Here is a 26141-nt window from a genome sequence, read left to right on the forward strand (position 1 = left end):
TTTTTTCATAGAATGGTAATTAATACATAAAACGATTCATGAAACGCAATTGGTCAAATTGTTGAATGGAGTCAGGGTCGACTCGACTGCCGATCTTTGCCATTAAACAATTTGCAGGATGTGAACTAATTTCGGGATCATCCGTTGCGAAATATTCTAATCCACCAGCTTGCATCATTTTCTCCATTACTTTTCGATATTCCCAAACATTTAATCCCGTTCCTTTTAAATCCCAATGCCAATAATATTCTGTCGTGATTGTAATATAATCCTCCATAGCATCATCCATCATGGAGACACGGAGCAATGTTTTCCCGACACCTGTGCCACGAAACTTTGGAATTACTTCAATGGCTCCTAATTCAATTAGGTTTTTCATCTGACCTTTTGACCATCTTTCAAGAGGATCCGGATAAAGGAATGTGCAATAGCCAACTATTGTATTTTGATCTCTTACAATAATAATTCGACCTTCTGGTAAGTTAGCAATTTCGGTAACCGCTTTATGTTGTTGAGCCGGTGCTCGAAAGGCTACTAGGTCCTCATGAAATACTAAGTTAGCAATTTCTTCAGATGGAATTGGTCCTTCGATTGTAACGATGCCATGCTTTGTTTCTAGTTCCTCCGCGTAATACGTTTTTTTGTATACCAAGAACTCACCACCTATAAAATAATTGCATTTTAAAGCTATTATACATGATTTTAACAGGAGAAAGCGATTACTCAAGCAATATGATGAATAAAATTCAAAAGAGTAAAAATATTAGCAATAATAGAAAAGAATGTTGTAGAATATAATAGTAATGTTATTGAAAGGGTGAATAAGATGAAGGTTGAAACATTAGATGTTGTGCAAGGAAACCATCTGTTAAAGGATTATGATGAAACTGCCAAATCGTTTCAGTGGGAAGAAGCAGAAAAAGCTTTTTCATGGTATGAAACTGGCAAAGTAAATATGGCCTATGAAGCAATTGATAGACATGCAGAGTCGGATCGCAAAGATAAAGTGGCATTACTTTATCAAGATGCAGATCGTAAAGAATCATATACATTTACAGATATGAAAAATATGAGTAATAAAGCTGCAAATGTTTTAAAGCAACATTCTACTCTAGTAAAAGGGGATCGCTTATTCATTTTTATGCCGAGATCTCCTGAACTATATTTTGCACTCCTTGGGGCAATTAAGGCAGGTGTAATCGTAGGTCCACTTTTTGAAGCATTTATGGAAGGGGCAGTTTATGATCGCTTGCTAGATAGTGAAGCAAAAGCAATTGTGACAACACCAGAGTTACTTAAACGAATTCCGCTTGATAAATTGACGCATCTTGAAACTGTTTTTTTAATTGGAACAGGAATAGATGAGTCAGCGAAGTTTATCGACTTTAATAAAGCATTGGAGTCAGCTTCGGATTCTTTTGAAATGGAATGGGTTGATAAGGAAGACGGTCTAATTTTACACTATACATCTGGTTCAACTGGAAAGCCAAAAGGAATTTTACATGTTCATTATGCGATGGTTCAACAGTATCAGTCGATGAAATGGGTAATGGATATTAGAGATGACGATATTTATTGGTGTACGGCAGATCCAGGATGGGTTACAGGAACTTCATATGGTATTTTTGGTCCTTGGTTAACAGGGACGACATCGCTTGTACTCGGGGGAAGATTCTCACCAGAAGCTTGGTACAAAGCTATTGAAGATTATAAAGTAACCGTTTGGTATAGTGCACCAACTGCATTCCGTATGTTAATGGGAGCAGGGGATACGGCTGTGAAACAACATGATTTATCTTCTTTACGTCATGTACTTTCTGTCGGAGAGCCTTTGAATCCAGAAGTGATTAAGTGGGGAATGCAAGTATTTAATAAGCGAATTCATGATACTTGGTGGATGACAGAAACTGGTGCACATATGATTTGTAACTATGCAAGCATGCCGATTAAACTTGGGTCTATGGGGAAACCTTTACCAGGCTTATCAGCAGCGATTATTGATAATCAAGGAAATATAGTACCGCCGTATACGATGGGGAACTTAGCGATTAAAAAAGGTTGGCCATCTATGATGCGTCAAATTTGGAACAATAAAGAAAAATATGAGTCTTGCTTTATGAATGATGAGTGGTATTTTTCTGGAGACTCCGCTTATATGGATGAAGATGGCTACTATTGGTTCCAAGGGCGTGTAGACGATGTTATTATGACATCTGGAGAGCGAGTAGGGCCGTTTGAGGTAGAAAGTAAATTACTTGAACATCCAGCTGTTTTAGAAGCTGGAGTTATTGGTAAACCAGATCCGATTCGTGGAGAAATTATTAAAGCGTTTATTGCTTTAAATGAAGGATATGAGCCTTCAGAAGAATTAACAGCAGAAATTCAGCAGTTTGTGAAACAAGGACTCGCAGCGCATGCAGCTCCTAGAGAAATTGAATTTAAAGATAAGTTACCAAAAACACGAAGCGGTAAAATTATGCGCCGTGTATTGAAAGCATGGGAGCTTAAATTACCAACTGGTGATTTATCTACAATGGAAGATTAATAAAAGCCACAACGATTTGATATCAGGTCGTTGTGGCTTTTTAGTTTCTTATAGAAAATATATAAAAATGTCCTATGAACAAAGGGTTTACAGTATAAATAGAGAGTAAGAAAGTATAGGAATGGATGGAGTGGATTTCGTTACAAGCGGACGCTTACCACGGGTATTGCCTCAGCCTCCTGGGTCGCTAGCACTCCACTGCGGGGTCTTCGACTAACGCTTATCCCTTTGGTGTCGCCGCTATTCACTACATCTACTCTGCTTATGGGAGTGTATTTCATGTTCTTTCTACTTAAGCCCTTTCATGTAAGAGGAAGAGAAAAAAGTTCATCAACACTTCTAATTAGAAATAGACCGACAATTTTCGTATGAAGTAAATTTGTCCTTTACTTCTCCATTTTATGTCCAAATGTAGAAGTCTCTCTTTCTAAAAAACCACAAACAGCTGCCAAAATTGAATCTTTGGCGGCCTTCAAGGTATATAGAATCGACTCGCTTCTCCTATTGCCAAAATTATTTAACTACTCGGCACTGAAGTTTCTGGCGAGCGGAAGGCGAACATTTGCCATACGATGAACGACGAAAAAGCTTGTTGGAAGCGGCGCAGCCACTTCCAACAAGCTTTTTAAATTTTACCGTTCATCGTATAGCCCAGTGTGAAGCCTAGAGCGAGCCGGAAACAGCGTCACTAAGATGTTCTTACGGTGTTGTTATGTCTCCACTATCGGGTGGAGTTATTTCTCCTCCTCCATCAACAGGAGGTATCGGTTCACCAGTTCCACCGTTATCGCTCCCGCCACCATCAGGAAGTAATGGTGGAACTACGGGTTCAACTGGTGGTTCAGGCTGCTCTTCTTCAATCGAAACGATATTAGAAGCACCTGATTGTAATCCAGTAATATCGACAGATACGACAATGTATTGACCATGTCCATTAATAGAATAGCTATAATTTTCCGCTTCTAGCTTAGAAGCAACCGGAACTCGCTCTCCATTAACAACTTGGAATATTCTATACCCAACAACGTCTGGAGAGGACGATTTAGTCCATGTTAATGTTGTCCCAGATAAAGTTGCAGTAACTGCTGCTGGTGGACTACCGTCTGCCTCGAAAACTTCCTCGGAAACGACACTTCCAGCAAATGCGGAGTTTTCAGGGAAAAGCTTACTAGCATTTCCTCCAAACTTTCCGAGCATTCGTTTGATAAACTCTTCATTAACACCGTATCCACCTTTTACAACAAATTCAATTGGAGTGGAGTCTAATGCACGGTATTTATTTTCGTTCATAACAACATAAGATGATGAGATAAGGCTATCATCAGCGCTTGTTGGAAGCATTGCAGCTGCGTTAAACAAATCTGATTTAACTAATCCAGCTTGTGAACATGCATCGGAAGCTGCTAAACCAGAAATTCCACAAAATGATTTAGAAACGACTCCTTTTGGAGCTTTAAAGTCATTAGGTGCATCAACGAGTTCCGGATTAATATCATACATAGCATTCATCATATTAGACCAAAGCATATTTACACGCACACTTGGATGATTGTATCGATTATTCATATAGAAAAGTGTCTCGTTATAATCGTAGCCTAGCCAAACGCCTAGCGATACATTAGGGTTATAGCCAACGAGCCAAGAGTCATTATGATCTTGTGTTGTTCCTGTTTTGGCAGCAAAATCTGATTTGAATTTCAAACGAGAGTTAGCTACAGTCGCAGTACCTTCTTTTAGTACATCTCGCAGCATATCTGTAATTATATAAGCAGTTGCTGGGCTGAACACTTGGACTGGCTCAATTTCATGCTCAAAAATGGTTTTACCATTTGCATCTACAATTTTTTCGATCATATATGCATCAATAAATTGACCATCATTTGCAAAAGTACCAAATGCATTTGTGTTTTCTTCCACAGTTGCACCATTTGTCATACCACCGATTGATAATGCATGGTTAGCATATTCGCCAGGTTCAAGGTGAGTGAATCCCATTTTTATTAAAAAGTCAGTTGGTTTTTTATCCATTATTAAATCATATAAACGGATAGTTGTTAAGTTTTGAGATGTTTTTAAAGCATCTCGAGCAGAAATAATTCCTTTTTCTTGAAGTGGGCTGTAATTGGAAGGTGATTTTGTCCAAGTTGTACTGCCTAGATTATCTAGTTTAATATCGACAACCGGACTTCCAGCACCAATGACACCATATTCAATAGCAGGAGCATAGACAAGCAAAGGTTTCATCGTAGAACCAATCGGCCTAATTGCTTGTGTCGCGTGATTTAGTTTTTCTAATTCAAAATCTCGTCCACCAAGAAAGGACAAAATTTTGCCAGTTCCATTTTCAATTAACATACTTCCTACTTGAACGGGATAGTCTTGCTCTATTACTTCTCCGGTATTAGGATCTTTTATTTCTTTTTTGTACGTATGTCCATAAAACTCAAATTCGTCCCGGACTTTTAACATGGTTTCATACATTTCTTTATTGATTGTTGTATGAATACGATAGCCGCCAGTACTAATAGCGCGTTTTGCTAAAATATCATACTTTTCATATAGTTTAGATTCGTGTTTTAAGCGCTCAGGATCGATATTATCCCTAATGGCAAACTGCTTTCTGAAAATTTCTTTCACTCTATTTTCAATCTCAGTTGTTAGCCAAGGATATCTTTCCTCTGGTAAATCTTCTGGTTCTCTAAAATCTTTTGTAATGTCGTAATCTTTTGTTGCCTCGTATTCCTCTTTCGTAATATATCCAGTTTCCTTCATACGAAATAATACTGTTTTCATCCGATCAATACCAGGCTGTAAGGCAGCTGCTTCTTTTAGTACGCCACCTTGTCTAAACGGGGTATAAGCAAAAGGAGCTTGCGGTATTCCAGCAATATAGGCAGCTTGTGGTAAAGTTAAATCTTTTGCTTTTACATTAAATATTCCTTGTGCCGCCGTTTCAATACCAGCGATATTTCTGCCGTTCGCATTTCGGCCATAAGGAATAATGTTCAAATAAGCTTGTAATATTTCATCTTTTGTCATAAATCTTTCAAGACGCATAGCTAAAAGGATTTCTTTTGCCTTTCGCTCATAAGATACTTCATTCGTTAATATTTGGTTTTTGATTAATTGTTGCGTTAAAGTAGATCCACCTGTTTGTGTATCCGAGTTTGTTACGTCTTGAAGTAAACCGCGGAAGATTGCTTTAGGTACAATTCCATTATGTACTTCAAAATATTCATCTTCTGTAGCTAATACGGCATCAATTACGTAAGGGGAAACAGCGGACAGTTTGGTTTCCGTTCGCTCAAGATCCGTTCGTAATTTGCCAAGATAAACATCGCCACCAAAATATATTTCGGACGTTTCTTCGTAGTTGAAAATCTCCGAACGCATTTCATCTTTTCCGCGTAACGGTTCATCTTTTACTAGTGAAGCAAAATAACCCGCTCCAACTGATGCGGCAAATATTCCAAATGAAAGACCTATTATTATAAATAGTAAACATAAGTTCCATATAACGCTTGAAGATATACGTAGACCTTTTGCCCATTTGGTTGCATGCCATGAATCTAATTTTTCTTTATAAAACTGGATTTTCTCCATCCATTTATTCATAAGTAGTTCAACCTCCAAATCTTGAATTATTATACCATAATCGCTTATAGTTAGACGATAGTTATTGACATACGTTTCATATTAGGTAAAATAGGTATATATTTTAACGAAGAAGAGTCCGAAGTAGTATTTGTATATACTGTTTAGAGAGCTAGCGGTTGGTGAAAGCTAGTCAGTGTACAAAAATGAATTACAGGCTTGGAGTTAGACGTTGTCACAGCGATAGTGTGATTAAAGCGGAAGGATAATTCCTTCAAGCTGGGTGGTACCGCGCTAATTGTTTAAGCGTCCCTGCATGATTTATTTCATGTAGGGACTTTTTTTATTCATTCTGAGGAGGAGATTTAAATGACAAATGCATTATTAGAAGATTTAACGTGGAGAGGTCTAATTTATCAGCAAACGGATGCAGATGGATTAAAAAATGTCTTAAATAATGAAAAGATTTCTTTATATTGTGGAGTTGATCCAACCGCAGATAGTATGCATATTGGACATATCGTTCCATTATTAACACTTCGTCGTTTCCAGTTACATGGGCATCGTCCGATTCTGTTAGTTGGTGGAGCAACAGGGATGGTTGGAGATCCTTCTGGACGTTCAGAAGAGCGAGTATTACAAACAACGGAACAAATTGATGTAAACGTTCGTGGTATTAAAACGCAAATGGAGCGAATTTTTGATTTTAATACAGAAAACGGTGCCCAAATGGTTAACAACCATGATTGGATTGGGCCAATGTCCACTATTGAGTTTTTACGTGATTTCGGGAAGCTTGTGAATATTAATTACTTATTAGGGAAAGATTCAATTGCTTCTCGTTTAGATTCGGGGCTTTCTTTTACAGAATTTGCGTATACATTAATTCAAGGAATTGACTTTAATCATTTATTTAACACATACAACTGTAAAGTCCAAATTGGTGGATCTGATCAGTGGGGGAATATTACGACTGGTTTGGAAGTAATTCGTAAAACACATGAAGAAGAAGTGAAAGCATTCGGAATCACGATTCCACTTGTAACAAAAGCAGATGGTACGAAATTCGGGAAATCAGCATCTGGCTCTGTTTGGTTAGATGCAAAAAAGACATCTCCATACGAGTTTTACCAATTTTGGATTAACACAGCTGACGCAGATGTAGTGAAATACATGAAAATTTTCACTTTCTTGGAGCGCAATGAAATTGAAGAATTCGCAGAAACGATCGAAAAAGAACCACATCTACGTAAGGGGCAAATGGCGCTTGCGGAAGAAATGACTCGATTAGTCCATGGTCAAGAAGCTTTGGACCAAGCGATTCGTATTTCTCAAGCTTTATTTAGCGGAAATTTAAAAGAATTAACGGCGGAAGAAATGAAAGATGCATTTAAAGATGTACCTTCTGTTGAAATGTCTAAGGAAGAAAAAAGCATTGTAGATTTTATCGTAGAAGCTACTGTGTCTCCTTCGAAAAGACAAGCACGTGAAGATGTAACAAATGGTGCAATCTCGATTAACGGTGAGAAAGTAACAGATGTTGCATATGTAGTAGGGCAAGCGGATCGTTTAGAAGATGAATTTATGATTGTTCGTAGAGGAAAGAAAAATTATAAAATGATTAAGTTTCTATAATAAAACAAGCTACTTCCTATGCGTGGAGTAGCTTGTTTATATTCTATTTTTGCTTACTTAATTTCCACCACGTTCATCGACATGATGATTGTGTTGCCCGTCTTTTACACGAAGAGCTTTCTTTTCCGTTTCTGTTAAGGTAGGTGGTTCAGTAAATTTCTCGCTTACACTAGACGAATTTTTTTTCATCGTTCGATTCGTATTTTTTTGATTGTTTTTCAATAACTTCTCCTCCTTTTATGCAATTGCATTTAATAGTATTTACTATGATTGAATAAATAGTCATTTGTTTGACATATAAATAAATATTTATGGAAAAACAGATGAAAGTTGAGCGTAAGATAGTATAATAATAAATAGAGGAAATTTTACATAATTTCAAACAATTAATTACATAATTTGGTTGATGTTAATTATTTAGGTCAAGGAGCTGTTTATGTGGATTCAAATAAGTACGTTTTAGATCACTTTGATGATTTTTTTGTTGTACTTTTCGAAAAAAATAACAAAGTGAACAAATTAGTCATTTTGAAAGAAAAGTTTACGATTGATGCAAAAGAAGGAGACCTTCTAGAAATTCAAATAAATGCTGGTAAATCCGGTTATGATTTTAAAATCATACAAGATGAGGTAGATGAAACGAAGCAAAGAGTACTCGATTTGATTGAAGGTTTGAAGAGAAAGTAATACGCAGTTTCAGGCTCGCTTCAGGCTTCACATTGGGCAATACGATGAAAGATAAAATTTTTATAGCTTGTTGAAAGTGGCGCAGCCACTATCAACAAGCTTTTTCGTCGGTCATCGTATGGCAAATGTTCGTCCTCCGCTCTCCAAAAATTTCAGTGCTAAGTGATTAAATGCTTTTAGCAATAGAAGAAGCAAGTCGGTTCTATTTACTTTAAGGTCCCCCGAAGATACAATTTTTCGGCTCTTTGTAGTTTTTTACAAAGAGACACTTCTATTATTTTTATATAAAGTGGAGAAATAAAGGACGAATTTACTTCATACGAAAATTGTCGGTCTATTTCTAACTAGAAGTGGTGATGTTTTTTTCTTTTCCTCTTACATGAAAGGGCTTAAGTAGAAAGAACATGAATATACACCCATAAGCAGGAGGGATGTAGTGAAAAGCGGCGACTCGGGCGGGAGTAGCGGATGTTTTCTGCGACGAGGAGTTTGAAGTCGTGCCGGCAGAACGCGTCCGCTTGTAACGAAATCGTGTGTAACGAAATCCACTCCACTTCCGCCCGTAAACTCTGTGTTCATGTAATATTATAAAAAAAGCCCCAAAACCCTGTAAAACAGGATTTTGAAGGCTTTTAATACTATTGTATGCTGAGTATCTCGATTAACGAGAGTAGAACTCAACGATAAGTGCTTCATTAATTTCAGCAGATAATTCGCTACGTTCTGGACGACGAACGAAAGTACCAACTTTAGTGTCTGCATCGAAAGTTAAGTATTCAGGAACAAAGTTGCTAACTTCCATAGCTTCATTTACAGCAACAAGGTTTTGTGATTTTTCACGAAGAGAAATTACTTGACCTGCTTTTACGCTGAATGATGGAATGTCAACGCGTTTTCCGTCTACCATAACGTGACCATGGTTTACTAATTGACGAGCTCCACGACGAGTACGAGCAAGACCTAAACGGTAAACAACGTTATCAAGGCGAGTTTCAAGAAGGATCATGAAGTTTTCACCGTGTTTACCTGCCATTTTACCAGCTTTGTCAAATAGAGTACGGAATTGACGTTCGTTTACACCGTAAGTGTGACGAAGTTTTTGTTTTTCTTGTAATTGTAAACCGTATTCTGTTAATTTTTTACGTTGGTTAGGACCGTGTTGTCCTGGTGCGTAAGGGCGTTTTTCTAATTCTTTACCAGTACCGCTTAGTGAGATACCAAGACGACGTGATAATTTCCATGCTGGACCTGTATAACGAGCCATGAGAGACTCCTCCTTTTAAGTTGGTTTTATTTTGTTGTAAAATAATACCAGATGCATTCAGATTAGTAGTCATTTTATTTTCATGTATCATCGCCCTAGCAGCCAAGGGTTACGGGATACACCATCTATATAGAGGAACAAAATGAGCAAGCTAGTCCATACAACTGCTGCATTTATTTTACACAAATTTCATTGTATCTTTTACCATTGTAAAAGTCAAACGAAATTCTTATTTCGAAATCTATGCAATTAATAAAAAGTGAAAAGGAAAACAATTGACAAGTTTATGAATTTATAGTCAAATGGAATTATGAGATATTGTGAGAAAAGTCGCATAATTGATTTGCGGCATTGTGAGGTGTAAGGATGACAAAAGTCGGTATGATGACTGAGTTTAAGAGTGCTATTTTAGATATATGGAGCGAAAATGTTTTTGTACATGAATCGAATACTAAGTGGTTTGATAATTTGAAGTTTATTTTATCGGATTATTTCGATGTTTCTGTTGCAAATTATTTTGTATTCGGAACAGATTCATTTGTACGTTTACAGCAAAGTAATAATTATATGTACCAATTAGATGAGATTAAATGGACGGAAATCGAAACTTATTTTTACGATAGTGACTTTGCCGACGTTCCTTTAATCCAAGCTAGCAGTTCTGAAAACGAGATTGTTTCCATTTTGTTAAGAGATTCCAATCAGGAGCCTATGGGACTACTTACAATGGATTCAACAGATAAATGGAAACTTTTCTCACAAACGGATGAAGTAGATGTATTTATTGAAATAACTAAAAGTTTAGTACAAACGATTAAACAGTCGATTTATCTTGTGCAACAGGAAAATCAATATCGAAATTTGTTTAATGTAACAAAAATGTTTCATTCCACTTTGGATGTCGGTCAAATATTAGAGGGAACATTAATTTCCATGCGTGATGCGTTGCCCGAACTTCAAATAACTTTAATATTATCAAACGACCAGGATCGAAAGACTGCTGCGCCTTATAAATTATTCGATTATACGTCAGAAAGGTCAGCAACTGTAGAGGCATATGTTTCTGGAGAGATTACGACAGAGGAAGCAATTGATTTAGGTGTTCGTTTATCTAACATACCGATTAAAGGGAAGCAAGGTATTTACGGTATTATTCAAATTGCTGCTCCGCTAGATTATATATTTTCAGTTAGACAAAAAGAATTTGCATTTTTATTGGCAGCGGCAGCTGGAAATGCATTAGAAAATGCGAAGTTATATATTCAATCTCACCGTCTTGTATCTGATTTACAGTTAATAAACGAAACATCTCACAAACTAAATACAAATTTGTCATTAGATGAGATGTTAGCCTTTTTAAGGAATCAATTAACAAAATCATGTAACCCAGATCATACTTGCTTTGTCATGATAGAAAATGATGAATACGTCATTTCTTCCGCAAGTACAGAGTTATTTCAAACAATAGATGGTCAATTATATATTCAGTATGTAGCAAATCATTTTAAAAAATTGAAAGATCCGCTTTTTATTGCAGATTTCAATCGTCTTGCGGATTTAAAATACGAATATCGCTCATTAATTGCTATTCCGTTAAAAGAGCAAAATAATATAACTGGATTTAGCATTGTTTTGCATAAAGATCCATACTTCTTTTCTTTTGATAGTTTTAAATTAATGCAGTCATTAATCCAGCACTCATCTCTTGCGATAAGCAACTCTGCATTACGTCACCAGCTTCAAGAAATGGTGAATCGAGATCATCTGACAAATCTTTTTGCTCGAAAATATTTAGATAAGTCTGTGGAAAATTCCATGTGTCATGATGAATATGGCGTTTTCATCTTAATGGATATTGATAATTTTAAACGAGTAAATGATACACATGGCCATCAAGTCGGAGATGGAATATTAAAGCAAATTGCTGGGATTATTCAAAGTGAAGCAGATGGAATTGGCATTGGGGCAAGATGGGGTGGAGAGGAATTAGCTTTGTATTTACCGCAAATGTCCATTGTAGAAGGTTTTGAAATAGGTGAAGAGCTTGTCAAACAAATCCCTCTTCGAACAAATCCAAGTGTAACTATTTCTGTCGGAATATGTAGTTGGGAAAAGGAAAATAAAGATACTTTTCATAATTTATTCCACAATGCAGATACTGCATTGTATGAGGCGAAAAATAATGGGAAAAACCAAATACGCGTTTTTGAGGCATCTCATCTAAAATAAGATGAGTGTCTTTTCTTTTTGTTTCAATCCGTGTAAACTGTATGTAAGCGTTTACAAAATGGGGGTTTTGGAAATGAAAAAAGGGAATTATCAAAAAGAAACGTTATTAGTGCATGAAGGATACGATTCTGGACAGCATCATGATAGTTTAACGGTACCTCTTTATCAAACGTCCACGTTTGCATTTGAAACGGCTGAACAAGGTGCAAGACGATTTGTTGGGGAAGAATCAGGAGGTATTTATTCGCGGCTCGGAAATCCAACGGTTCGCGTCTTAGAGGAGCGAATGGCTGCTATGGAGTATGGAGCGAGTGCGCTTGCTTTTGGTTCTGGAATGGCAGCGGTTAGCGCAATTTTAGTACATTTAACAAAAGCGGGAGATCATATTCTTTGTACGCGAGGAATATATGGTTGTACATTTGGCTTATTGAATATTATGAAGAAAAAATACAATATTACGCATGATTTGGCAGCATTAGCAACGGAAGAAGAAATAGAAGCTGTCATAAAACCAAATACGGTTTGTATTTATGTAGAGACTCCTATTAATCCAACGATGGAAATTGTAGATATTGAGTTAATAACGAAAGTTGCGAAGAAACATGGAATTCAAGTAGTTGTAGACAATACATTTTCGTCCCCTTATTTACAAAATCCGCTGCAACTAGGAGCAAACTTTGTTTTGCACAGTGCAACTAAATATATTAATGGACATGGCGATGTTATAGCAGGAATATTAGTTGGGTCGGATAAAGAGGAGATGGATGTTATACGTGGAACGGTGCAAAAGGATTTTGGTGGTATTATTTCCCCGTTTGATGCTTGGTTGTTAATTCGAGGTTTGAAAACGATGCATGTACGAATGGAACGGCATACGAAAAATGCAGAAGAGATTGTTGCTTTTTTAAAGGCTTCGGATCATGTGGAAAACTTATATTATCCTTTTGATGAAAATAATCCTCAGTATGAAATTGCGAAGAAGCAGATGACTGCTGGTGGAGGGCTTATTTCATTTACTGTAAAGGGCGGCATGAAAAATGCGCAGAAGTTTATGAATGAATTAGCATTAATCAAAATTGCGGTGAGTTTAGGAGATGCGGAAACGCTTATTCAGCATCCAACGACGATGACTCATTCGGGTGTCCCTGAAAAGGAGAGACTGGAGATGGGAATTACGGATGGATTATTGCGTCTTTCTGTTGGGTTAGAGAACGCTAGTGATTTGATAGAAGATATGAAGCAAGCATTTGCTGAATTATAAAATAGATTTCGTTCTAAGCGGAAGGCGAACATTTGCCATACGATGATCGAAGGAAAAGCTTGTTGAAAGTGGCGTAGCCGCTTCCGACAAGCTTTAAAATTTTACCGTTCATCGTACTTATAGCTTAATGTGAAGCCGGATGTGAGCAAGAAACTAAGTTGCCCTTGGCTTTTCTTAAATATGTTTTATCAGTACTTGCACAAATTGTTCTAAGCCTGTTGCGTCTTGCTCTGAGAAGCGTTCCTTGATTGGGCTATCGATATCAAGCACACCTAACAATTTCCCCTCTTTTACAATAGGGACAACGATTTCTGATTGAGAAGCCGCATCACAAGCAATATGACCAGGAAATGCGTGCACATCCGGAACAATAATAGTTTGTTCAGTAGAAGCCGAAGTACCACAAACTCCTCGTCCTAAAGAAATTCTTACACAAGCAGGTAATCCTTGAAAAGGCCCCAAAACCAATTCTCCTTCTTCCATCAAATAAAACCCAACCCAATTAATTTGATCAAAATACTGATTTAATAAAGCAGATGCATTACTTAAATTAGCAATCGCATTCGTTTCTCCATCTAAAAGAGCATCTAATTGCTTTGCTAACATTGTGTAATTGGCAGTTAAATCTTCTGAGTACGCTGTTTTAATAAACATATTTATTCTCCATTCTGTAATGAAATAGTAATGTCCTTATAAAATTGATGTAACTCCTCTACTTGATGTGCATCCGATCCGAATACTAATTGTACACCTAACTGCTTAGCTAAATCGATATAGCGTGGAGGTGGATAGCTTTCTAAACAATAAGGTTTAGCGAGTCCAGCACTATTTACATCAAGCTGAAGCCCTTGTTTTTTCATTTCGTCTAATATAGCTAAAATATTTTCATGATCATCTACTTTTTCATCGAGAGCATGCTGAAATTTATGGACTAGCGTAATATGTCCGATTCGATTTGGCTTAAAACGACCTAAATTACTAGTTATTGAGTCCATTAATGTTGTATAATACAATGTATACATAGCTTGTGCGTTCCCAATTTGCCCAATAAAATCTAAATAAGTAGATTTGGAAAAGTCGATACATGTGTAACGCTGTTGAAACTGTAAAAAATGGACAGATAAAATAGAGTCATCTAAATAAGGACCATAAGTGTCTAGAAAGGAAGTTGTTTCTTCCTCAAAGCCAGAAATAAAATCTATTTCTAAACCTGCTGAAATAACAATATCTTTTTTATATTGTTTTTTCAAATCATGCAAATTAGAAAAATATGCTTCTAATTGTTTTATATCCATTCCACTGTCTTTTTCGGGAGTTGGATCGATAAAATTTTGTGGAAGCGGTGCGTGCTCGGTAAAGGAAATTTCATCGAATCCATTTTGAATAGCTTTTTCAATATATAAATGGAACGAATCAGGTGTGCCATGAGGACAATATGGTGTATGAATATGACCATCTTTTTTCAAAAAACTAGCCTCCTAATGGTTAAAATACAATTTTTTCAAAGAATTGATTGCTTTTCTATTGATTTATGAAACAATAACATAATAAGCATGGTAGAATATATAGTAAGATTTGAATTAGAACTTTTTGATTTCGGAACAGGGGGCTTACGATGAAGTATATCATCCCAGCGGTCATTATACTTTTAGTTATTGCAATTATTGCATTCATTATAAGGCGAAAACACAGTACAGAAATTGATCGATTAGAATATGAAAAACATCAAATTCAAAATAAGCCTATATTAGAAGAAATGACGAAGGTAAAGCAATTGAATATGAACGGTCAAACGGAAGAAATGTTCGAGAGATGGAGAAACACATGGACAGAAGTAATGGATGTTCATATGCCTAAAATCGATAGCTTGTTGTTTGATGCAGAAGAAAATAGAGATAGATTCATATTCGGAAAAGCTACTAAAGTGGAGAAAGAAATCCAAACACTGATTTCTTCCTGTGATGATAAAATGACAGGTATATTAAAAGAGCTAGAAGAGCTAATTGGCAGTGAGGAAAAGAATCGAATTGAAATGGAGCAGTTGAAAGATCAGCATCGTTCTGCAAGAAAGACATTACTTGCGCATCTTCATTCATTCGGTGACGCAGTGCCAGCCTTAGAGTCAAAGCTGGAGTCATTTAACCCTCAGTTTGATGAATTTGATCAGCTAACAGAAACAGGAAATTACTTAAGTGCGCGTGAGCTTGTTATATCTGTTCAAGATGAAGGTCAAAAGTTTTTTCATAAACTGCATGATATTCCATCGTTACTTTCGGAAATTCAACATAAAATTCCTGCTAGTATCCACGAATTAAGAAATGGGCAAAAAGAAATGGAGGAAGACTCCTACTATTTGCAACATCTTGAAATGACAAAAAAGTTGGATGCACTAGAAGAAGAACTAAGCGAATTAAAAGTCGCTGTTGTTGATTTGCAAGTGAATAAGACGATGGCAAGAGTTGAAGAGATCAAAGATGAAATTGAAACTTTTTATGATTTATTGGAAAAAGAAGTTTTAGCAAAAAAATACGTAGATCAGCATAAAAACCAAACTGCGACTCGTTTAAAAGAAGTAACAACAGTCACACGTGCAACTAGTGAAGAAGCAGCGTATGTTCAACAAAGCTATCGTTTGCCTGAAAAAGAAGCAGAAATTCCACAAAGCTGTTTAAAAGAGCTAGAGGAATTAGAAAAGAAATTTGACCTGCTATCTACCCGTGTGGAAGAAGAGCAATCAGCATATTCGAGTTTGCAGGAAGAGTTAAATGGCATTGCAGAGGAAATAGATCGTCTTTACGAGGAACAAGATCGATTTGCAAATCGTTTAAAAAATCTTCGCATAGATGAAAATAAAGCAAGAGAAAAACTAGACGACTTAAAAAGCTTATTACATGAAACGGACCGTATGCTTCAAAAAGCGAATATCCCTGGAATTCCAGAAGAAATGGATGCTCGATTAGAAGAAGCAGAAGAACATATTTATGTAGCAATGCAAAGCCTTCAAGAAGTTCCACTGAATATGACGTTAGTAGATAATTATTTATCTAAAGCGGAAGCATGTATGGAAGAAGTGCATCATAAAGCAAAAGAGATGCTTGAAAATGTGCAGCTAACCGAAAAAATTATTCAGTATGGCAATCGTTATCGAGCAAGTCACCCGAATGTCCATATGAAGCTACTGGAAGCAGAAGAAGCATTTAGGCAGCTTAGATACGCAAAAGCTTTGGAAGATGCTGCAACTGCGGTAGAAGAAGTAGAACCAGGTGCCTTAAAGAAAATTGAAGTATTAGTTAAAGAAGACGCTTGGCGTACATAACTAACTAGACAATGTAAATGATTTTGTATACGAATGTGAACCGCCTCACTTTTCATGTGGAGGTGGTTTTTTTCCGAAATGGAGTGGAGATATATGATTTATTTTGATAATAGTTCTACAACAAAAGCACATAAAGAAATATTGGATACATTTATGGCAGTAAATGAAAAGTTTTGGGCAAATCCTGCATCCATACATGAATTTGGCCATCAAACAAATGAGTTATTACAATCAGCAAGATCACAAATAGCCGAAATTTTGAAAACTTCTAGTAAGAAAATTTACTTTACTTCTGGAGGAACCGAATCAAATAATTTAGCTATCTTTGGATTGGCAAATCAATACAAGCATCGCGGGAACCATATACTCGTATCTGCTATCGAACATCCATCTGTAATAGAAGCTGCTAAAAAGTTACAGTCGCAAGGATTTGATGTGGAATATATTCCGGTGGAAAAAAACGGAATTGTGTCATCTGAAGAAATCGAAAAACTTATCCGCCCAACGACAGTTTTAGTAAGCATTATGCATGTAAATAATGAAACTGGTGCCATTCAACCAATTAATGAGCTTGCTACGATCATTAAAAAGAGAAGTAGAGCGTTAATCCATATGGATGCTGTGCAAAGCTTCGGTAAAATAAAAGTTAACTTTGAAGAACTACATGTGGATGCTATTACGATTTCGTCCCATAAAATTCATGGATTAAAAGGTTCAGGATTACTTGCATTAAAAGAGTTTATAGATGTAGATCCTATTCTTTTTGGTGGTGGTCAAGAAGATGGAGTACGAAGTGGTACAACGGCTGTCCCACTAGCGGTATGTACAGCTAAAGCGATTCGGCTTGCAAATGACCAATTAGCAACACATTCGGAAAGACTTCTTAACATGACGGATGATATACTTACATTTTTAAAAAGCTATTCCTATATTAAAATTATTTCCCCGGCAATAAAAGCACCTCATATTGTTAGCTTTTCAGTAAAAGGTGTAAAAGGAGAAGTATTTATTAATGCTTTGCAAAAAGAAGGTATCATTGTTTCAACTAGCAGCGCTTGTTCTTCTAAACAAACAAAAACAAGTCATGTATTAACGGCAATGAATATAGAAGATGACTATATAAAAGGAGTATTAAGGTTAAGCTTGTCTTATTCGAATACAGAAGAAGAAGTAAAGCAATTCAAAAAAGTATTTATGAACGTATTACATATTATTAAAGGAGATTTAAACGTATGAAATGGGAAAAAATATTAGTGAGATACGGTGAATTATCAACGAAAGGAAGAAATAGGAAAGAGTTTATATCACATCTGCGAAACAATATTAGATTTTCATTTGTAGATTTACCGAATATAAAAGTAATTGCAGAGAGAGATCGTATGTTTTTAACGTCAACAGATGATTCTGAAATTCAAGAACTGATTAAACGATTGCCAAAAATATTTGGTATTCAATCTTTTAGCCCAGTAGCAGCTTGCACGCAAGAATTAGAAGATATACAAGCAACGGCGTTAAAGATTATCGAAGGCTTAGACTATGAAGGAAAAACGTTCCGAGTAACAGTGAAGCGAACAGATAAAAGATTTCCCATGGATACGTATGAATTACAACGTGCTGTCGCAAATCATGTATTAAGACAATTTTCAGGTTTAAAAGTACAACTGAAGCAGCCTGAAATTGAGTTGCGTGTGGAAGTGTTAGCAGATGCAGTATACATGACGGCACAAGTAATACCTGGCGCAGGAGGAATGCCACTTGGCTCAAATGGCCGTTCATTGCTAATGCTTTCAGGAGGAATTGATAGCCCAGTAGCGGGATACATGTTTTTAAAGCGTGGAGTACGATTAGATGCGATCCATTTTCATAGTCCGCCATTTACAAGTGAACGCTCGAAAGAAAAAGTAATGGATTTAGCAAATCAACTAAGTCATTTTGGCGCAACTGTTAGACTGCATGTTATTCCATTTACAGATATTCAGCAAAGCATCCAAGCGCAAATACCTGATAATGTATCTATGACAACAACAAGACGAATGATGATGAAAATAGCTGATTTAGTTCGAGAAGAAATTGGCGCGTTGGGAATCGTAACAGGAGAAAGCTTAGGGCAAGTCGCTAGCCAAACATTAGAAAGCTTAACTGCGATTAATGCAGTAACGACAACACCAATTTTTAGACCACTTATTTCTTTTGATAAGCTAGATATTATCGACATCGCACAAAAAATCGGTACGTATGAAACGTCGATACTACCATATGAAGACTGTTGTACAATCTTCACACCGTCTTGTCCGAAAACAAAGCCAAAGCTTGAAAAAGTGGAATACTATGAAAGCTTCAAGGATTTTGATGATTTAATAAAAGAAGCAGTTGAAAATAGAGAAGTAATTTCATTCCCAACTAAAAAGAAAAATGAGTTCGAAAACCTGCTTTAAAAATTGGCAAGATATACCTCCAAGCATTTGTGCATGATTTGAATGAAAAAGACCATTCTAATTTCACAAGGAGGTGAGAAACATGCCAAACAACAATCAACTTGTCGTTCCAGGTGTAAAACAAGCGATCGATCAAATGAAATATGAAATTGCTCAAGAATTTGGAGTCCAACTTGGACCTGATGCATCATCGCGTGCCAACGGTTCCGTCGGCGGAGAAATTACAAAGCGATTAGTGCAACAAGCCCAACAACAATTAAACGGTTATAGCAAGTAATGTAATCGAGAACCGGTAGCTTATGCTACCGGTTTTTTAAATTATACAAATGGTAAGAAACGTACGATTAGCTTTTACAAAAATAAGCAATTAACACTAAAAGTGTCCGAAAATTAAAAAAAGATTTAAAAATCCGACTATTTAAACTATAATTTCATATGTAGTGAAAGGGGGATTTCAAATGATCAAACAAGATTTAATTGCACCATATGAGTACAATTTGGTTTCTGAATTCGAAAAATATAGCAAAGATGAAGAAAAACTTGCGCTTATTTGGGAATCAGAATCTGGCGAGACAAAAACAAGTACATATAAAAAGTTAATCCAACAAGCAAATAAAATTGCGAATGTTTTTATTCGAAAAGGACTGAAAAAAGGTGATGTCGTATTAGTAATGGTTCCACGCCTAGTAGAAGCATATGAAGTGTATATTGCAGCGTTAAAAGCTGGCTTAGTCGTTATACCGAGTTCTGAAATGCTTCGAGCAAAGGATATTGACTACCGTTTGGAGCATAGTGGTGCTAAAACAATTATTGCATATGAGCCATTTTTAGAGCAATTTAACGACGTAAGAAATTTAGAAGATAACATACTTCTAGTGATCGGTGAAAATCATGGGAATTGGATTTCACTTTCGGATGAGTTAGAAAAAGAATCCGATCAATTTGAAGCAGTACACACTGTAAGAGATGATATGGCATTTTTATCGTATACGAGTGGAACGACAGGGAATCCTAAAGGTGCTGTCCACACACATGGTTGGGCATATGCGCATTTACGCACATCAGCTCCAAACTGGCTCGGTATTCTAGAAGGTGATATTGTCTGGGCAACAGCAAGTCCAGGCTGGCAAAAATGGATTTGGAGCCCGTTCGTAGCAACACTTGGTAGTGGTGCGACAGGTTATGTTTATAACGGTAAGTTTGAACCGAATACGTATTTGAAAAATATGCAAGAGAAAAAAGTAAATGTGCTTTGCTGTACACCTACAGAATATCGCATTATGGCAAAAGCAGAAGGGTTGGAAAAATATGATCTATCTTCTCTTCATAGTGCTGTATCAGCTGGAGAGCCATTAAACAGAGAAGTGATCGACACATTTGTTCGGGTGTTTGGGATAGAAGTGCGCGACGGCTATGGTCAAACAGAAAACACATTGTTAGTTGGGACAATGAAAGGAATGGAATCTCGCCCAGGCTCAATGGGGAAACCAACTCCGGGAAATACGGTTGAGATTATTAATGAATTTGGTGCAATTTGCGCTCCAGGAGAAGTAGGAGATATTGCGGTACATGTCGATACACCTGCGCTTTTTAAAGAATATTTAAAAGATCCAGAAAGAACTGCTATGCAATTTAGAGGAGATTATTATATAACTGGTGATCAGGCGAAAAAAGATGAAGATGGCTACTTCTGGTTTGAAGGTAGAGGAGATGATATTATTATTAGCTCTGGATACACAATCGGACCGTTTGAGGTAGAAGATGCATTAACGAAACATCCAGCTGTTCAAGAATGCGCCGTTATTGGTAGTCCACATGAAATTCGAGGATCAATTGTAAAAGCCTTTGTTGTTTTACGAAATCCATCAGCGCAGGGCTCAGACGAATTAATAAAAGAGTTACAAGATCACGTAAAAGCATTAACTGCACCATATAAATATCCACGTGAAATAGAGTTTATTAAAGAATTACCGAAAACAGCGTCGGGTAAAATTAGAAGAGTTGAATTAAGGCAACAAGAGCAATTGAAAAAGTAAATACAAAAACTACGGGAACGAACATTTTCCGTAGTTTTTTATGTTTACTTTACTTGGGTAAAGGAATATACTAATGCTAATATTTCGGGTTACAAAATAATGAGGTGAAGTTTTGCAAACAGAAGAAAAAAATGGTGTAATCATAGTAGTCGTTGCATATGTTTTATGGGGATTCATGCCGATATACTGGAAGTTATTAGCGGATGTATCAAGTGATGAAATTCTTATTAGCCGAGTCATTTGGTCTTTCGTATTTACGTTATTTGTAGTACTAGTAGGAAGAAATTTTAAAGTATTAATAAGCGACTTGAAAGATTTATGGAACAATCAAAAAGCTTTTTGGAGCCTTTTCCTAGCTGCTTATTTAGTAACAGGAAACTGGTTTACATACATATATGCAGTAAATTCGGGATATATTGTACAAACCAGTTTAGGCTACTATATTAACCCGTTAATTTCCGTCTTATTAGGAATTATATTTTTAAAAGAAAGATTGTCTAAGGCGCAAAAATTGGCAGTACTAATCGCTGCAATAGGAGTAATTATATTAACAATCTCTTACGGGGAAATTCCTTGGATATCCTTGATACTTGCTTTAACATTTGCATTTTATGGTCTAATTAAAAAAAGTTTAACCATTGATGCATTACGAGGCTTAACAATTGAAACGTTGTTTGTATTTCCTGTTGCACTTATATATTTTGGTTATTTAGCTTGGGCGGATAAAGCGGCTTTCTTTCATTCAGATACTGTGATTGTGTTATTATTAATTTTTACTGGTGTAGCAACAGCGGTTCCTCTTGTTTTATTCGCTAAAGGAACGAAGGCGATGCCTTTGTATATGTCGGGATTTTTTCAATACATAGCCCCAACACTTATGCTGCTAATTGGTATTTTTATGTATGGAGAACAGTTTAGTAAAATAGAGTTTATTTCGTTTTCATTAATTTGGTTGGCGCTTATTTTATTTACCGTTTCTAAAATTATGGAAGTAAGAAAAAATAGGTAGCCTGCTTTAGGCTACCTATCTCTTTATAAAAATGATCGTTTTACTTTTTCCCAGTAGCTATTGTTTTTTAACTTCACTGTTTTTATAATTCGATCACTCAGTTTGATAGAAACGGAGTTAACATGCTGGATGCTTAGTGCTTCGTTGTCTGTGCTCATCGAAGGATAGTCATTCCAGTCTTTATGTAAATTTAGCTCAAGTGATCTGCTACCGCTAAGGATAAAGGGAGAGCCTAATGTTCGAAACTCATTACTATTAACAGAAGCAATTTCAGTCACTTGAATACATGGAAGTAATGGGTCGACGACAGCACCATTTAACGATTTATTATAAGCGGAACTTCCGGTTGGTGTAGATATAACCATTCCGTCGCCTCTAAACGTCTCAAAATGCTTATTGTCGATAATAATATCAAGTACGAATGTTTTAATAATGTTCGAGCGAATCGTAAATTCATTTAAACAATAAAATTTGGGATTATTATTAACCGATATTTCCATTAGTGGATATTTGCGAACTTCAATTTCATCATTTAAAATAGTATCAACCATTGCTTTTATGTCTTCAATTAAAAAATCACAGTACATACTTAAGGTGCCAGTTGTAGTAATTCCAGCGTATAAGCAATCTTGGCGAAATCCAGTTTTTCGAACTGCTTGTAAAAAAGTACCGTCTGTACCTATACTTACGATAATCGAAGCTTGTTGATCATTATCTACTACAAGAAATCCATATTGCTTAATAGCTTGGGCTAAAGCATCTTTTTTTTGCAATGATTCTGTATCATTTTTCGTATAAAGATAAATAGTGTTTCGCGAGATCATAAGCATACCCCTTTTTTAGAAGATGAGAACTGATAACTTTTTTCTTCGTAATATATTTATTTTAACATTTCATGAAACATTTAGACATTCTTTTCGTATGTAAAGAGGAGATTAAAAGGAGGAACAAAATATATGAACACAAAACGTTGGCTTGCTATTTTAGGAGCATCTGTATTATTAGGTGTTTCGATTTTTGTAAACACATTATCAACTGCTTTTTCTACAGACTGGACATCTATAATAGATGAATTCGCTTCTATAACTAATTCAGAGTTTTACGAAACAGTATTAGAGGAAGGGGACTTGAATGATAGAATTGCTGTATTGACGGTTGATGGAGTAATTCAAGATACAGGAGGCACCACTTCGCTTTTCGGAGCGGCAACTTACAATCACCAATTCTTTTTACAACAATTAGAGCAAGTAAAACAAGATGAATCTGTGAAAGGAATTGTTTTACAAGTAAATTCACCAGGTGGTGGAGTGGTGGAATCTGCACAAATTTACAAAGAAATTAAACAACTGCAAGAAGAAACTGCTAAACCAATCTATGTATCTATGGGCAGTATGGCAGCTTCTGGTGGCTATTATATTTCGGCGCCGGCGGATAAAATCTTCGTCAATAAAGAAACAATGACAGGGTCCATCGGTGTAATTATGCAAAGCATGAACTACGGAAAACTAGCAGAAAAATATGGTGTGGAATTTGTTACGATTAAGTCTGGTCCATATAAAGATATTATGAGTCCAACACGAGAAATGACAGAGGAAGAAAGAAATATGCTGCAAGAAATGTTGAATGATTCATATGAGGATTTTGTCGATATTATTGAAGAAGGCCGCAATATGACTGAAGCGGACGTGAAAAAAGTAGCAGATGGTCGAATTATGAATGGTCGTCAAGCGGTTGAATCTGGACTTGCGGACGAAATTGGATTTTTAGAAGACGCAGTGCAAGCGATTAAAACAGATTATAACTTAGAAAATGCAGAAGTATTTGAGTACGGCTACTCGCAAGACCTCTCTTCATTATTTGCTATGAAAGCACAGTCTTTCTTTGGGGTAGATATGGAGTCCAAGTTAATAGCAAAACTGATCGCGGATAATAGTGCACCGAGAATGATGTACTTATACGGTGAAAGATAAGGAGGGTAAATGATGAGTGAAATTGTACAATCTGGACAACAACATGTGCAGGATAATGAATCACTAACCCAGAATGTTGTCATTAAGCGTACAGAGCAATATACGCCGAAAGCAGCAGGCTTTTGGATACGATTTTGGGCATATACAGTAGATATTCTCATTTTATCTTCTATTGGCATGCTGCTTATTAAGCCTGTGTTTCGTTTATTTTCATTGGAACTAAATAATCCCGTTTGGTACGCACCATTTACTTTACTAACAGCGATTCTTTTTTACGCGTATTTCATCGTGTTAACAAAGTTTTTTGGCCAAACGATTGGCAAAATGATTTTCGGCATCCGAGTTGTAGCGAAAAATGGGGAGAAGCTAACATGGGAAACCGTGCTATTTAGAGAATGGATTGGTCGACTATTATCTATTATTCCATTTAATATCCCATATATTGCAGTTGCATTTACACCGAAAAAACAAGCGGTTCACGATTTTATCGCAGATACTTTAGTTGTGCACGAAATGGTGTATGATAAAATGGAAATAATAGTTCAAGAACAACCTGTTATTGCAAAAGAGTTGCAAGAGCAGAACGGATTCTAGTAAGATAAAGATAATGAAAAGGGAGGTTACATATTATGGCTCAAGTAACATTTAAAAATAATCCAGTAACTTTAGTTGGCAATGAAGTAAAAGTAGGAGACAAAGCACCAAATTTTACAGTGCTAGCAAATGATTTATCTCCAGTAACACTTCAAGACTCTGCAGGTAAAGTTCGTTTAATTAGTGTAGTTCCTTCATTAGATACAGGAGTTTGTTCGATTCAAACAAATAAATTCAATGAAAATGCTGCAAGTCTAGGTGAAAATGTAGTTATTCTAACCGTTTCTTGTGATTTACCATTTGCACAAAAACGTTGGTGTGGTGCGAATGCAGCAGATGCAATTCAAACAGTATCTGATCATCGTGACCTTTCATTCGGGGAAGCTTATGGTGTAGTTATGCAAGAATTACGTTTGCTTGCACGTTCCATTTTCGTTGTAGATCAAAATGATGTTGTCACTTACGTTGAATATGTAGGCGAAGGTACGGATCATCCAGACTACGAAAAAGCTTTAGAAGCAGTAAAAGCACTTACGAACTAATAAATAAAAAACAAAAAACCCACTCGAAATGAAGAGTGGGTTTTAATTTGAGGGATTATATATGCATACAAACGTAGAACAAATCTTTTCGTTCATTGATACGGAAAGTACTTTTATCGAAGAACAGCAATCCGGTACTTATTTAGAAGGTGTTGTTTATGCACTTGAACTATGGATAACGAACAAAAAAGTTCCGACCATACAAGAGGCAGAAAAAGAGCAAATTAGAAAAGCAGTTCAGCTAGCTATTTTAAAAGGTATGAAAAAGTCGGTTCAAGTGAATCATCAAATGACTCCTGATGCAATTGGATTATTAGTAGGTTATTTTGTAAAAGAAATGGCGAAAGACAAAAAAGAGCTAGCGATTTTAGATCCAGCACTTGGAACAGGTAATTTACTCTATACAATTATGAATATATTACCGACAGAAAATCATGCATTCGGTGTTGAAATTGATGAGTTATTAATTCAGTTATCTGCTCAAACAGCAGAACTTCTTGCATGTGATATTCAATTATTTAGACAAGATGCACTGAAGCCATTATTAATAGATCCGGTGGATATAGTGGTGAGTGATTTACCTGTTGGATATTATCCAGACGAAGAAACAGCAAAAGATTATTTTTTGCATAGTGAAGAAGAAATGTCTTATGCACATCATTTATTCATGGAACAATCGATGAAACATGTGAAACCAGGAGGTTATTTATACTTTTTAGTTCCTGATACTATTTTCGAATCGAAGCAAGCACCAAAATTGCATAAGTTTATAAAAGAAAATGGTTGGATACAGGCTGTTATTCAGTTCCCATCTACTATTTTCAAAACGAAAGGACAAGAAAAGAGTTTATTAATTCTTCAAAAGAAAAGTGAAGAGTTGAATGCGCCTAGAGAAGTCCTTTTAGCAAAAGTACCAAATATGTCAAATAAAGAAGCAATGGAACTATTTTTTCAGAAAATTGATATTTGGCAAGAACAAAACGCAAAATGAATGTTGCTCGCTCCTCTTACGAACGGTACAATA

General features: G+C 36.2%; 22 protein-coding genes and 1 other annotated feature. Of the genes, 15 read left to right on the forward strand and 7 right to left on the reverse strand.

Annotated elements, in window-relative coordinates; all coding sequences use genetic code 11:
* Positions 1-19: 19 nt before the first annotated feature.
* Entirely contained in the window at positions 20-652 is a 633-nt protein-coding gene (locus RUH95_RS04065) for a GNAT family N-acetyltransferase (protein WP_313891556.1), read from the reverse strand.
* A 174-nt stretch (positions 653-826) separates the two neighbouring features.
* Between RUH95_RS04065 and acsA the strand changes: the two genes are divergently transcribed.
* Positions 827-2545 (forward strand): acetate--CoA ligase, encoded by a 1719-nt coding sequence (gene acsA / locus RUH95_RS04070; RefSeq protein WP_313891557.1) that lies wholly within the window; start codon positions 827-829, stop codon positions 2543-2545.
* A 699-nt stretch (positions 2546-3244) separates the two neighbouring features.
* Here the strand turns inward: acsA and RUH95_RS04075 are convergent.
* Positions 3245-6160, reverse strand: coding sequence for a transglycosylase domain-containing protein (locus tag RUH95_RS04075; RefSeq protein ID WP_313891558.1), 2916 nt, complete (start codon positions 6158-6160; stop codon positions 3245-3247).
* A 100-nt stretch (positions 6161-6260) separates the two neighbouring features.
* Positions 6261-6456: a binding site (T-box leader), on the forward strand.
* Between the two features lie 52 nt (positions 6457-6508).
* Between RUH95_RS04075 and tyrS the strand changes: the two genes are divergently transcribed.
* A complete protein-coding gene (gene tyrS / locus RUH95_RS04080) occupies positions 6509-7774 on the forward strand; it encodes a tyrosine--tRNA ligase (protein ID WP_313891559.1) in 1266 nt (421 codons plus the stop codon).
* Positions 7775-7831: 57 nt separating this feature from the next.
* On the opposite strand, the gene RUH95_RS04085 is transcribed toward tyrS, so the two are convergent.
* Positions 7832-7996, reverse strand: a complete 165-nt coding sequence (locus tag RUH95_RS04085; protein ID WP_313891560.1) for a hypothetical protein — start codon at positions 7994-7996, stop codon at positions 7832-7834.
* Positions 7997-8212: 216 nt separating this feature from the next.
* On the opposite strand from RUH95_RS04085, the gene RUH95_RS04090 reads away from it, so the two are divergent.
* Positions 8213-8461, forward strand: coding sequence for a DUF3006 family protein (locus RUH95_RS04090; RefSeq protein WP_313891561.1), 249 nt, complete (start codon positions 8213-8215; stop codon positions 8459-8461).
* Positions 8462-9122: 661 nt separating this feature from the next.
* Here RUH95_RS04090 and rpsD read toward each other — a convergent pair.
* Complete coding sequence (gene rpsD, locus RUH95_RS04095) at positions 9123-9725, reverse strand: 30S ribosomal protein S4 (RefSeq protein ID WP_313891562.1); 603 nt, start codon at positions 9723-9725, stop codon at positions 9123-9125.
* A gap of 366 nt (positions 9726-10091) precedes the next feature.
* Between rpsD and RUH95_RS04100 the strand changes: the two genes are divergently transcribed.
* Positions 10092-11954 (forward strand): sensor domain-containing diguanylate cyclase, encoded by a 1863-nt coding sequence (locus tag RUH95_RS04100; protein WP_313891563.1) that lies wholly within the window; start codon positions 10092-10094, stop codon positions 11952-11954.
* Positions 11955-12027: 73 nt separating this feature from the next.
* Positions 12028-13215, forward strand: a complete 1188-nt coding sequence (gene megL / locus RUH95_RS04105; RefSeq protein ID WP_313891564.1) for a methionine gamma-lyase — start codon at positions 12028-12030, stop codon at positions 13213-13215.
* Between the two features lie 174 nt (positions 13216-13389).
* Here the strand turns inward: megL and RUH95_RS04110 are convergent, their stop codons facing one another.
* Together RUH95_RS04110 and hisJ are read right to left on the reverse strand one after the other, a co-directional pair.
* Positions 13390-13869: a GAF domain-containing protein gene (locus RUH95_RS04110; RefSeq protein WP_313891565.1), complete on the reverse strand. Its 480-nt coding sequence runs from the start codon at positions 13867-13869 to the stop codon at positions 13390-13392.
* A 2-nt stretch (positions 13870-13871) separates the two neighbouring features.
* The gene (hisJ, locus tag RUH95_RS04115; protein WP_313891566.1) at positions 13872-14681 is read right to left on the reverse strand and encodes a histidinol-phosphatase HisJ; all 810 of its coding nucleotides are present in this window, start codon (positions 14679-14681) and stop codon (positions 13872-13874) included.
* A 149-nt stretch (positions 14682-14830) separates the two neighbouring features.
* On the opposite strand from hisJ, the gene ezrA reads away from it, so the two are divergent.
* From ezrA to rarD, 6 genes are all read left to right on the forward strand, one after another.
* The gene (gene ezrA / locus RUH95_RS04120; RefSeq protein ID WP_313891567.1) at positions 14831-16531 is read left to right on the forward strand and encodes a septation ring formation regulator EzrA; all 1701 of its coding nucleotides are present in this window, start codon (positions 14831-14833) and stop codon (positions 16529-16531) included.
* 93 nt (positions 16532-16624) lie between these two features.
* Positions 16625-17767: a cysteine desulfurase family protein gene (locus tag RUH95_RS04125; protein WP_313891568.1), complete on the forward strand. Its 1143-nt coding sequence runs from the start codon at positions 16625-16627 to the stop codon at positions 17765-17767.
* Complete coding sequence (gene thiI / locus RUH95_RS04130) at positions 17764-18966, forward strand: tRNA uracil 4-sulfurtransferase ThiI (RefSeq protein WP_313891569.1); 1203 nt, start codon at positions 17764-17766, stop codon at positions 18964-18966. The genes RUH95_RS04125 and thiI overlap by 4 nt, the downstream gene beginning before the upstream one ends.
* 82 nt (positions 18967-19048) lie before the next feature.
* Positions 19049-19243, forward strand: a complete 195-nt coding sequence (locus RUH95_RS04135) for an alpha/beta-type small acid-soluble spore protein (RefSeq protein WP_313891570.1) — start codon at positions 19049-19051, stop codon at positions 19241-19243.
* Positions 19244-19424: 181 nt separating this feature from the next.
* Positions 19425-21002 (forward strand): acyl-CoA synthetase MbcS, encoded by a 1578-nt coding sequence (gene mbcS, locus RUH95_RS04140; protein WP_313891571.1) that lies wholly within the window; start codon positions 19425-19427, stop codon positions 21000-21002.
* 112 nt (positions 21003-21114) lie between these two features.
* Positions 21115-22011, forward strand: a complete 897-nt coding sequence (gene rarD / locus RUH95_RS04145; RefSeq protein ID WP_313891572.1) for an EamA family transporter RarD — start codon at positions 21115-21117, stop codon at positions 22009-22011.
* A gap of 23 nt (positions 22012-22034) precedes the next feature.
* Here rarD and RUH95_RS04150 read toward each other — a convergent pair whose 3' ends face one another.
* Positions 22035-22835 carry an NAD kinase gene (locus RUH95_RS04150; RefSeq protein ID WP_313891573.1) on the reverse strand — a complete coding sequence of 267 codons (801 nt, stop codon included), beginning with the start codon at positions 22833-22835 and terminating at the stop codon, positions 22035-22037.
* 132 nt (positions 22836-22967) lie between these two features.
* On the opposite strand from RUH95_RS04150, the gene sppA reads away from it, so the two are divergent.
* The 4 genes from sppA to RUH95_RS04170 all read left to right on the forward strand — a co-directional run bounded on the left by sppA (position 22968) and on the right by RUH95_RS04170 (position 26108).
* Entirely contained in the window at positions 22968-23981 is a 1014-nt protein-coding gene (gene sppA, locus RUH95_RS04155) for a signal peptide peptidase SppA (protein WP_313891574.1), read from the forward strand.
* 12 nt (positions 23982-23993) lie between these two features.
* Entirely contained in the window at positions 23994-24575 is a 582-nt protein-coding gene (locus tag RUH95_RS04160; RefSeq protein WP_313891575.1) for an RDD family protein, read from the forward strand.
* Between the two features lie 35 nt (positions 24576-24610).
* Positions 24611-25117 (forward strand): thiol peroxidase, encoded by a 507-nt coding sequence (tpx, locus tag RUH95_RS04165; RefSeq protein ID WP_313891576.1) that lies wholly within the window; start codon positions 24611-24613, stop codon positions 25115-25117.
* Between the two features lie 61 nt (positions 25118-25178).
* Positions 25179-26108 (forward strand): class I SAM-dependent methyltransferase, encoded by a 930-nt coding sequence (locus tag RUH95_RS04170; RefSeq protein WP_313891577.1) that lies wholly within the window; start codon positions 25179-25181, stop codon positions 26106-26108.
* Positions 26109-26141 lie beyond the last annotated feature (33 nt).

Source organism: Psychrobacillus sp., assembly GCF_032154225.1.
Classification (GTDB): domain Bacteria; phylum Bacillota; class Bacilli; order Bacillales_A; family Planococcaceae; genus Psychrobacillus.

Excerpts from the sequence above, each read along its gene's own strand:
- sppA (WP_313891574.1), top strand. The coding sequence starts at position 22,968 with ATGAACACAAAACGTTGGCTTGCTATTTTAGGAGCATCTGTATTATTA.
- RUH95_RS04135 (WP_313891570.1), top strand. The coding sequence starts at position 19,049 with ATGCCAAACAACAATCAACTTGTCGTTCCAGGTGTAAAACAAGCGATC.
- RUH95_RS04160 (WP_313891575.1), top strand. The coding sequence starts at position 23,994 with ATGAGTGAAATTGTACAATCTGGACAACAACATGTGCAGGATAATGAA.
- tyrS (WP_313891559.1), top strand. The coding sequence starts at position 6,509 with ATGACAAATGCATTATTAGAAGATTTAACGTGGAGAGGTCTAATTTAT.
- rpsD (WP_313891562.1), bottom strand. The coding sequence starts at position 9,725 with ATGGCTCGTTATACAGGTCCAGCATGGAAATTATCACGTCGTCTTGGT.
- RUH95_RS04125 (WP_313891568.1), top strand. The coding sequence starts at position 16,625 with ATGATTTATTTTGATAATAGTTCTACAACAAAAGCACATAAAGAAATA.
- mbcS (WP_313891571.1), top strand. The coding sequence starts at position 19,425 with ATGATCAAACAAGATTTAATTGCACCATATGAGTACAATTTGGTTTCT.
- RUH95_RS04110 (WP_313891565.1), bottom strand. The coding sequence starts at position 13,869 with ATGTTTATTAAAACAGCGTACTCAGAAGATTTAACTGCCAATTACACA.
- RUH95_RS04075 (WP_313891558.1), bottom strand. The coding sequence starts at position 6,160 with ATGAATAAATGGATGGAGAAAATCCAGTTTTATAAAGAAAAATTAGAT.
- RUH95_RS04100 (WP_313891563.1), top strand. The coding sequence starts at position 10,092 with ATGACAAAAGTCGGTATGATGACTGAGTTTAAGAGTGCTATTTTAGAT.
- RUH95_RS04150 (WP_313891573.1), bottom strand. The coding sequence starts at position 22,835 with ATGATCTCGCGAAACACTATTTATCTTTATACGAAAAATGATACAGAA.
- ezrA (WP_313891567.1), top strand. The coding sequence starts at position 14,831 with ATGAAGTATATCATCCCAGCGGTCATTATACTTTTAGTTATTGCAATT.
- tpx (WP_313891576.1), top strand. The coding sequence starts at position 24,611 with ATGGCTCAAGTAACATTTAAAAATAATCCAGTAACTTTAGTTGGCAAT.
- megL (WP_313891564.1), top strand. The coding sequence starts at position 12,028 with ATGAAAAAAGGGAATTATCAAAAAGAAACGTTATTAGTGCATGAAGGA.
- acsA (WP_313891557.1), top strand. The coding sequence starts at position 827 with ATGAAGGTTGAAACATTAGATGTTGTGCAAGGAAACCATCTGTTAAAG.
- thiI (WP_313891569.1), top strand. The coding sequence starts at position 17,764 with ATGAAATGGGAAAAAATATTAGTGAGATACGGTGAATTATCAACGAAA.
- RUH95_RS04170 (WP_313891577.1), top strand. The coding sequence starts at position 25,179 with ATGCATACAAACGTAGAACAAATCTTTTCGTTCATTGATACGGAAAGT.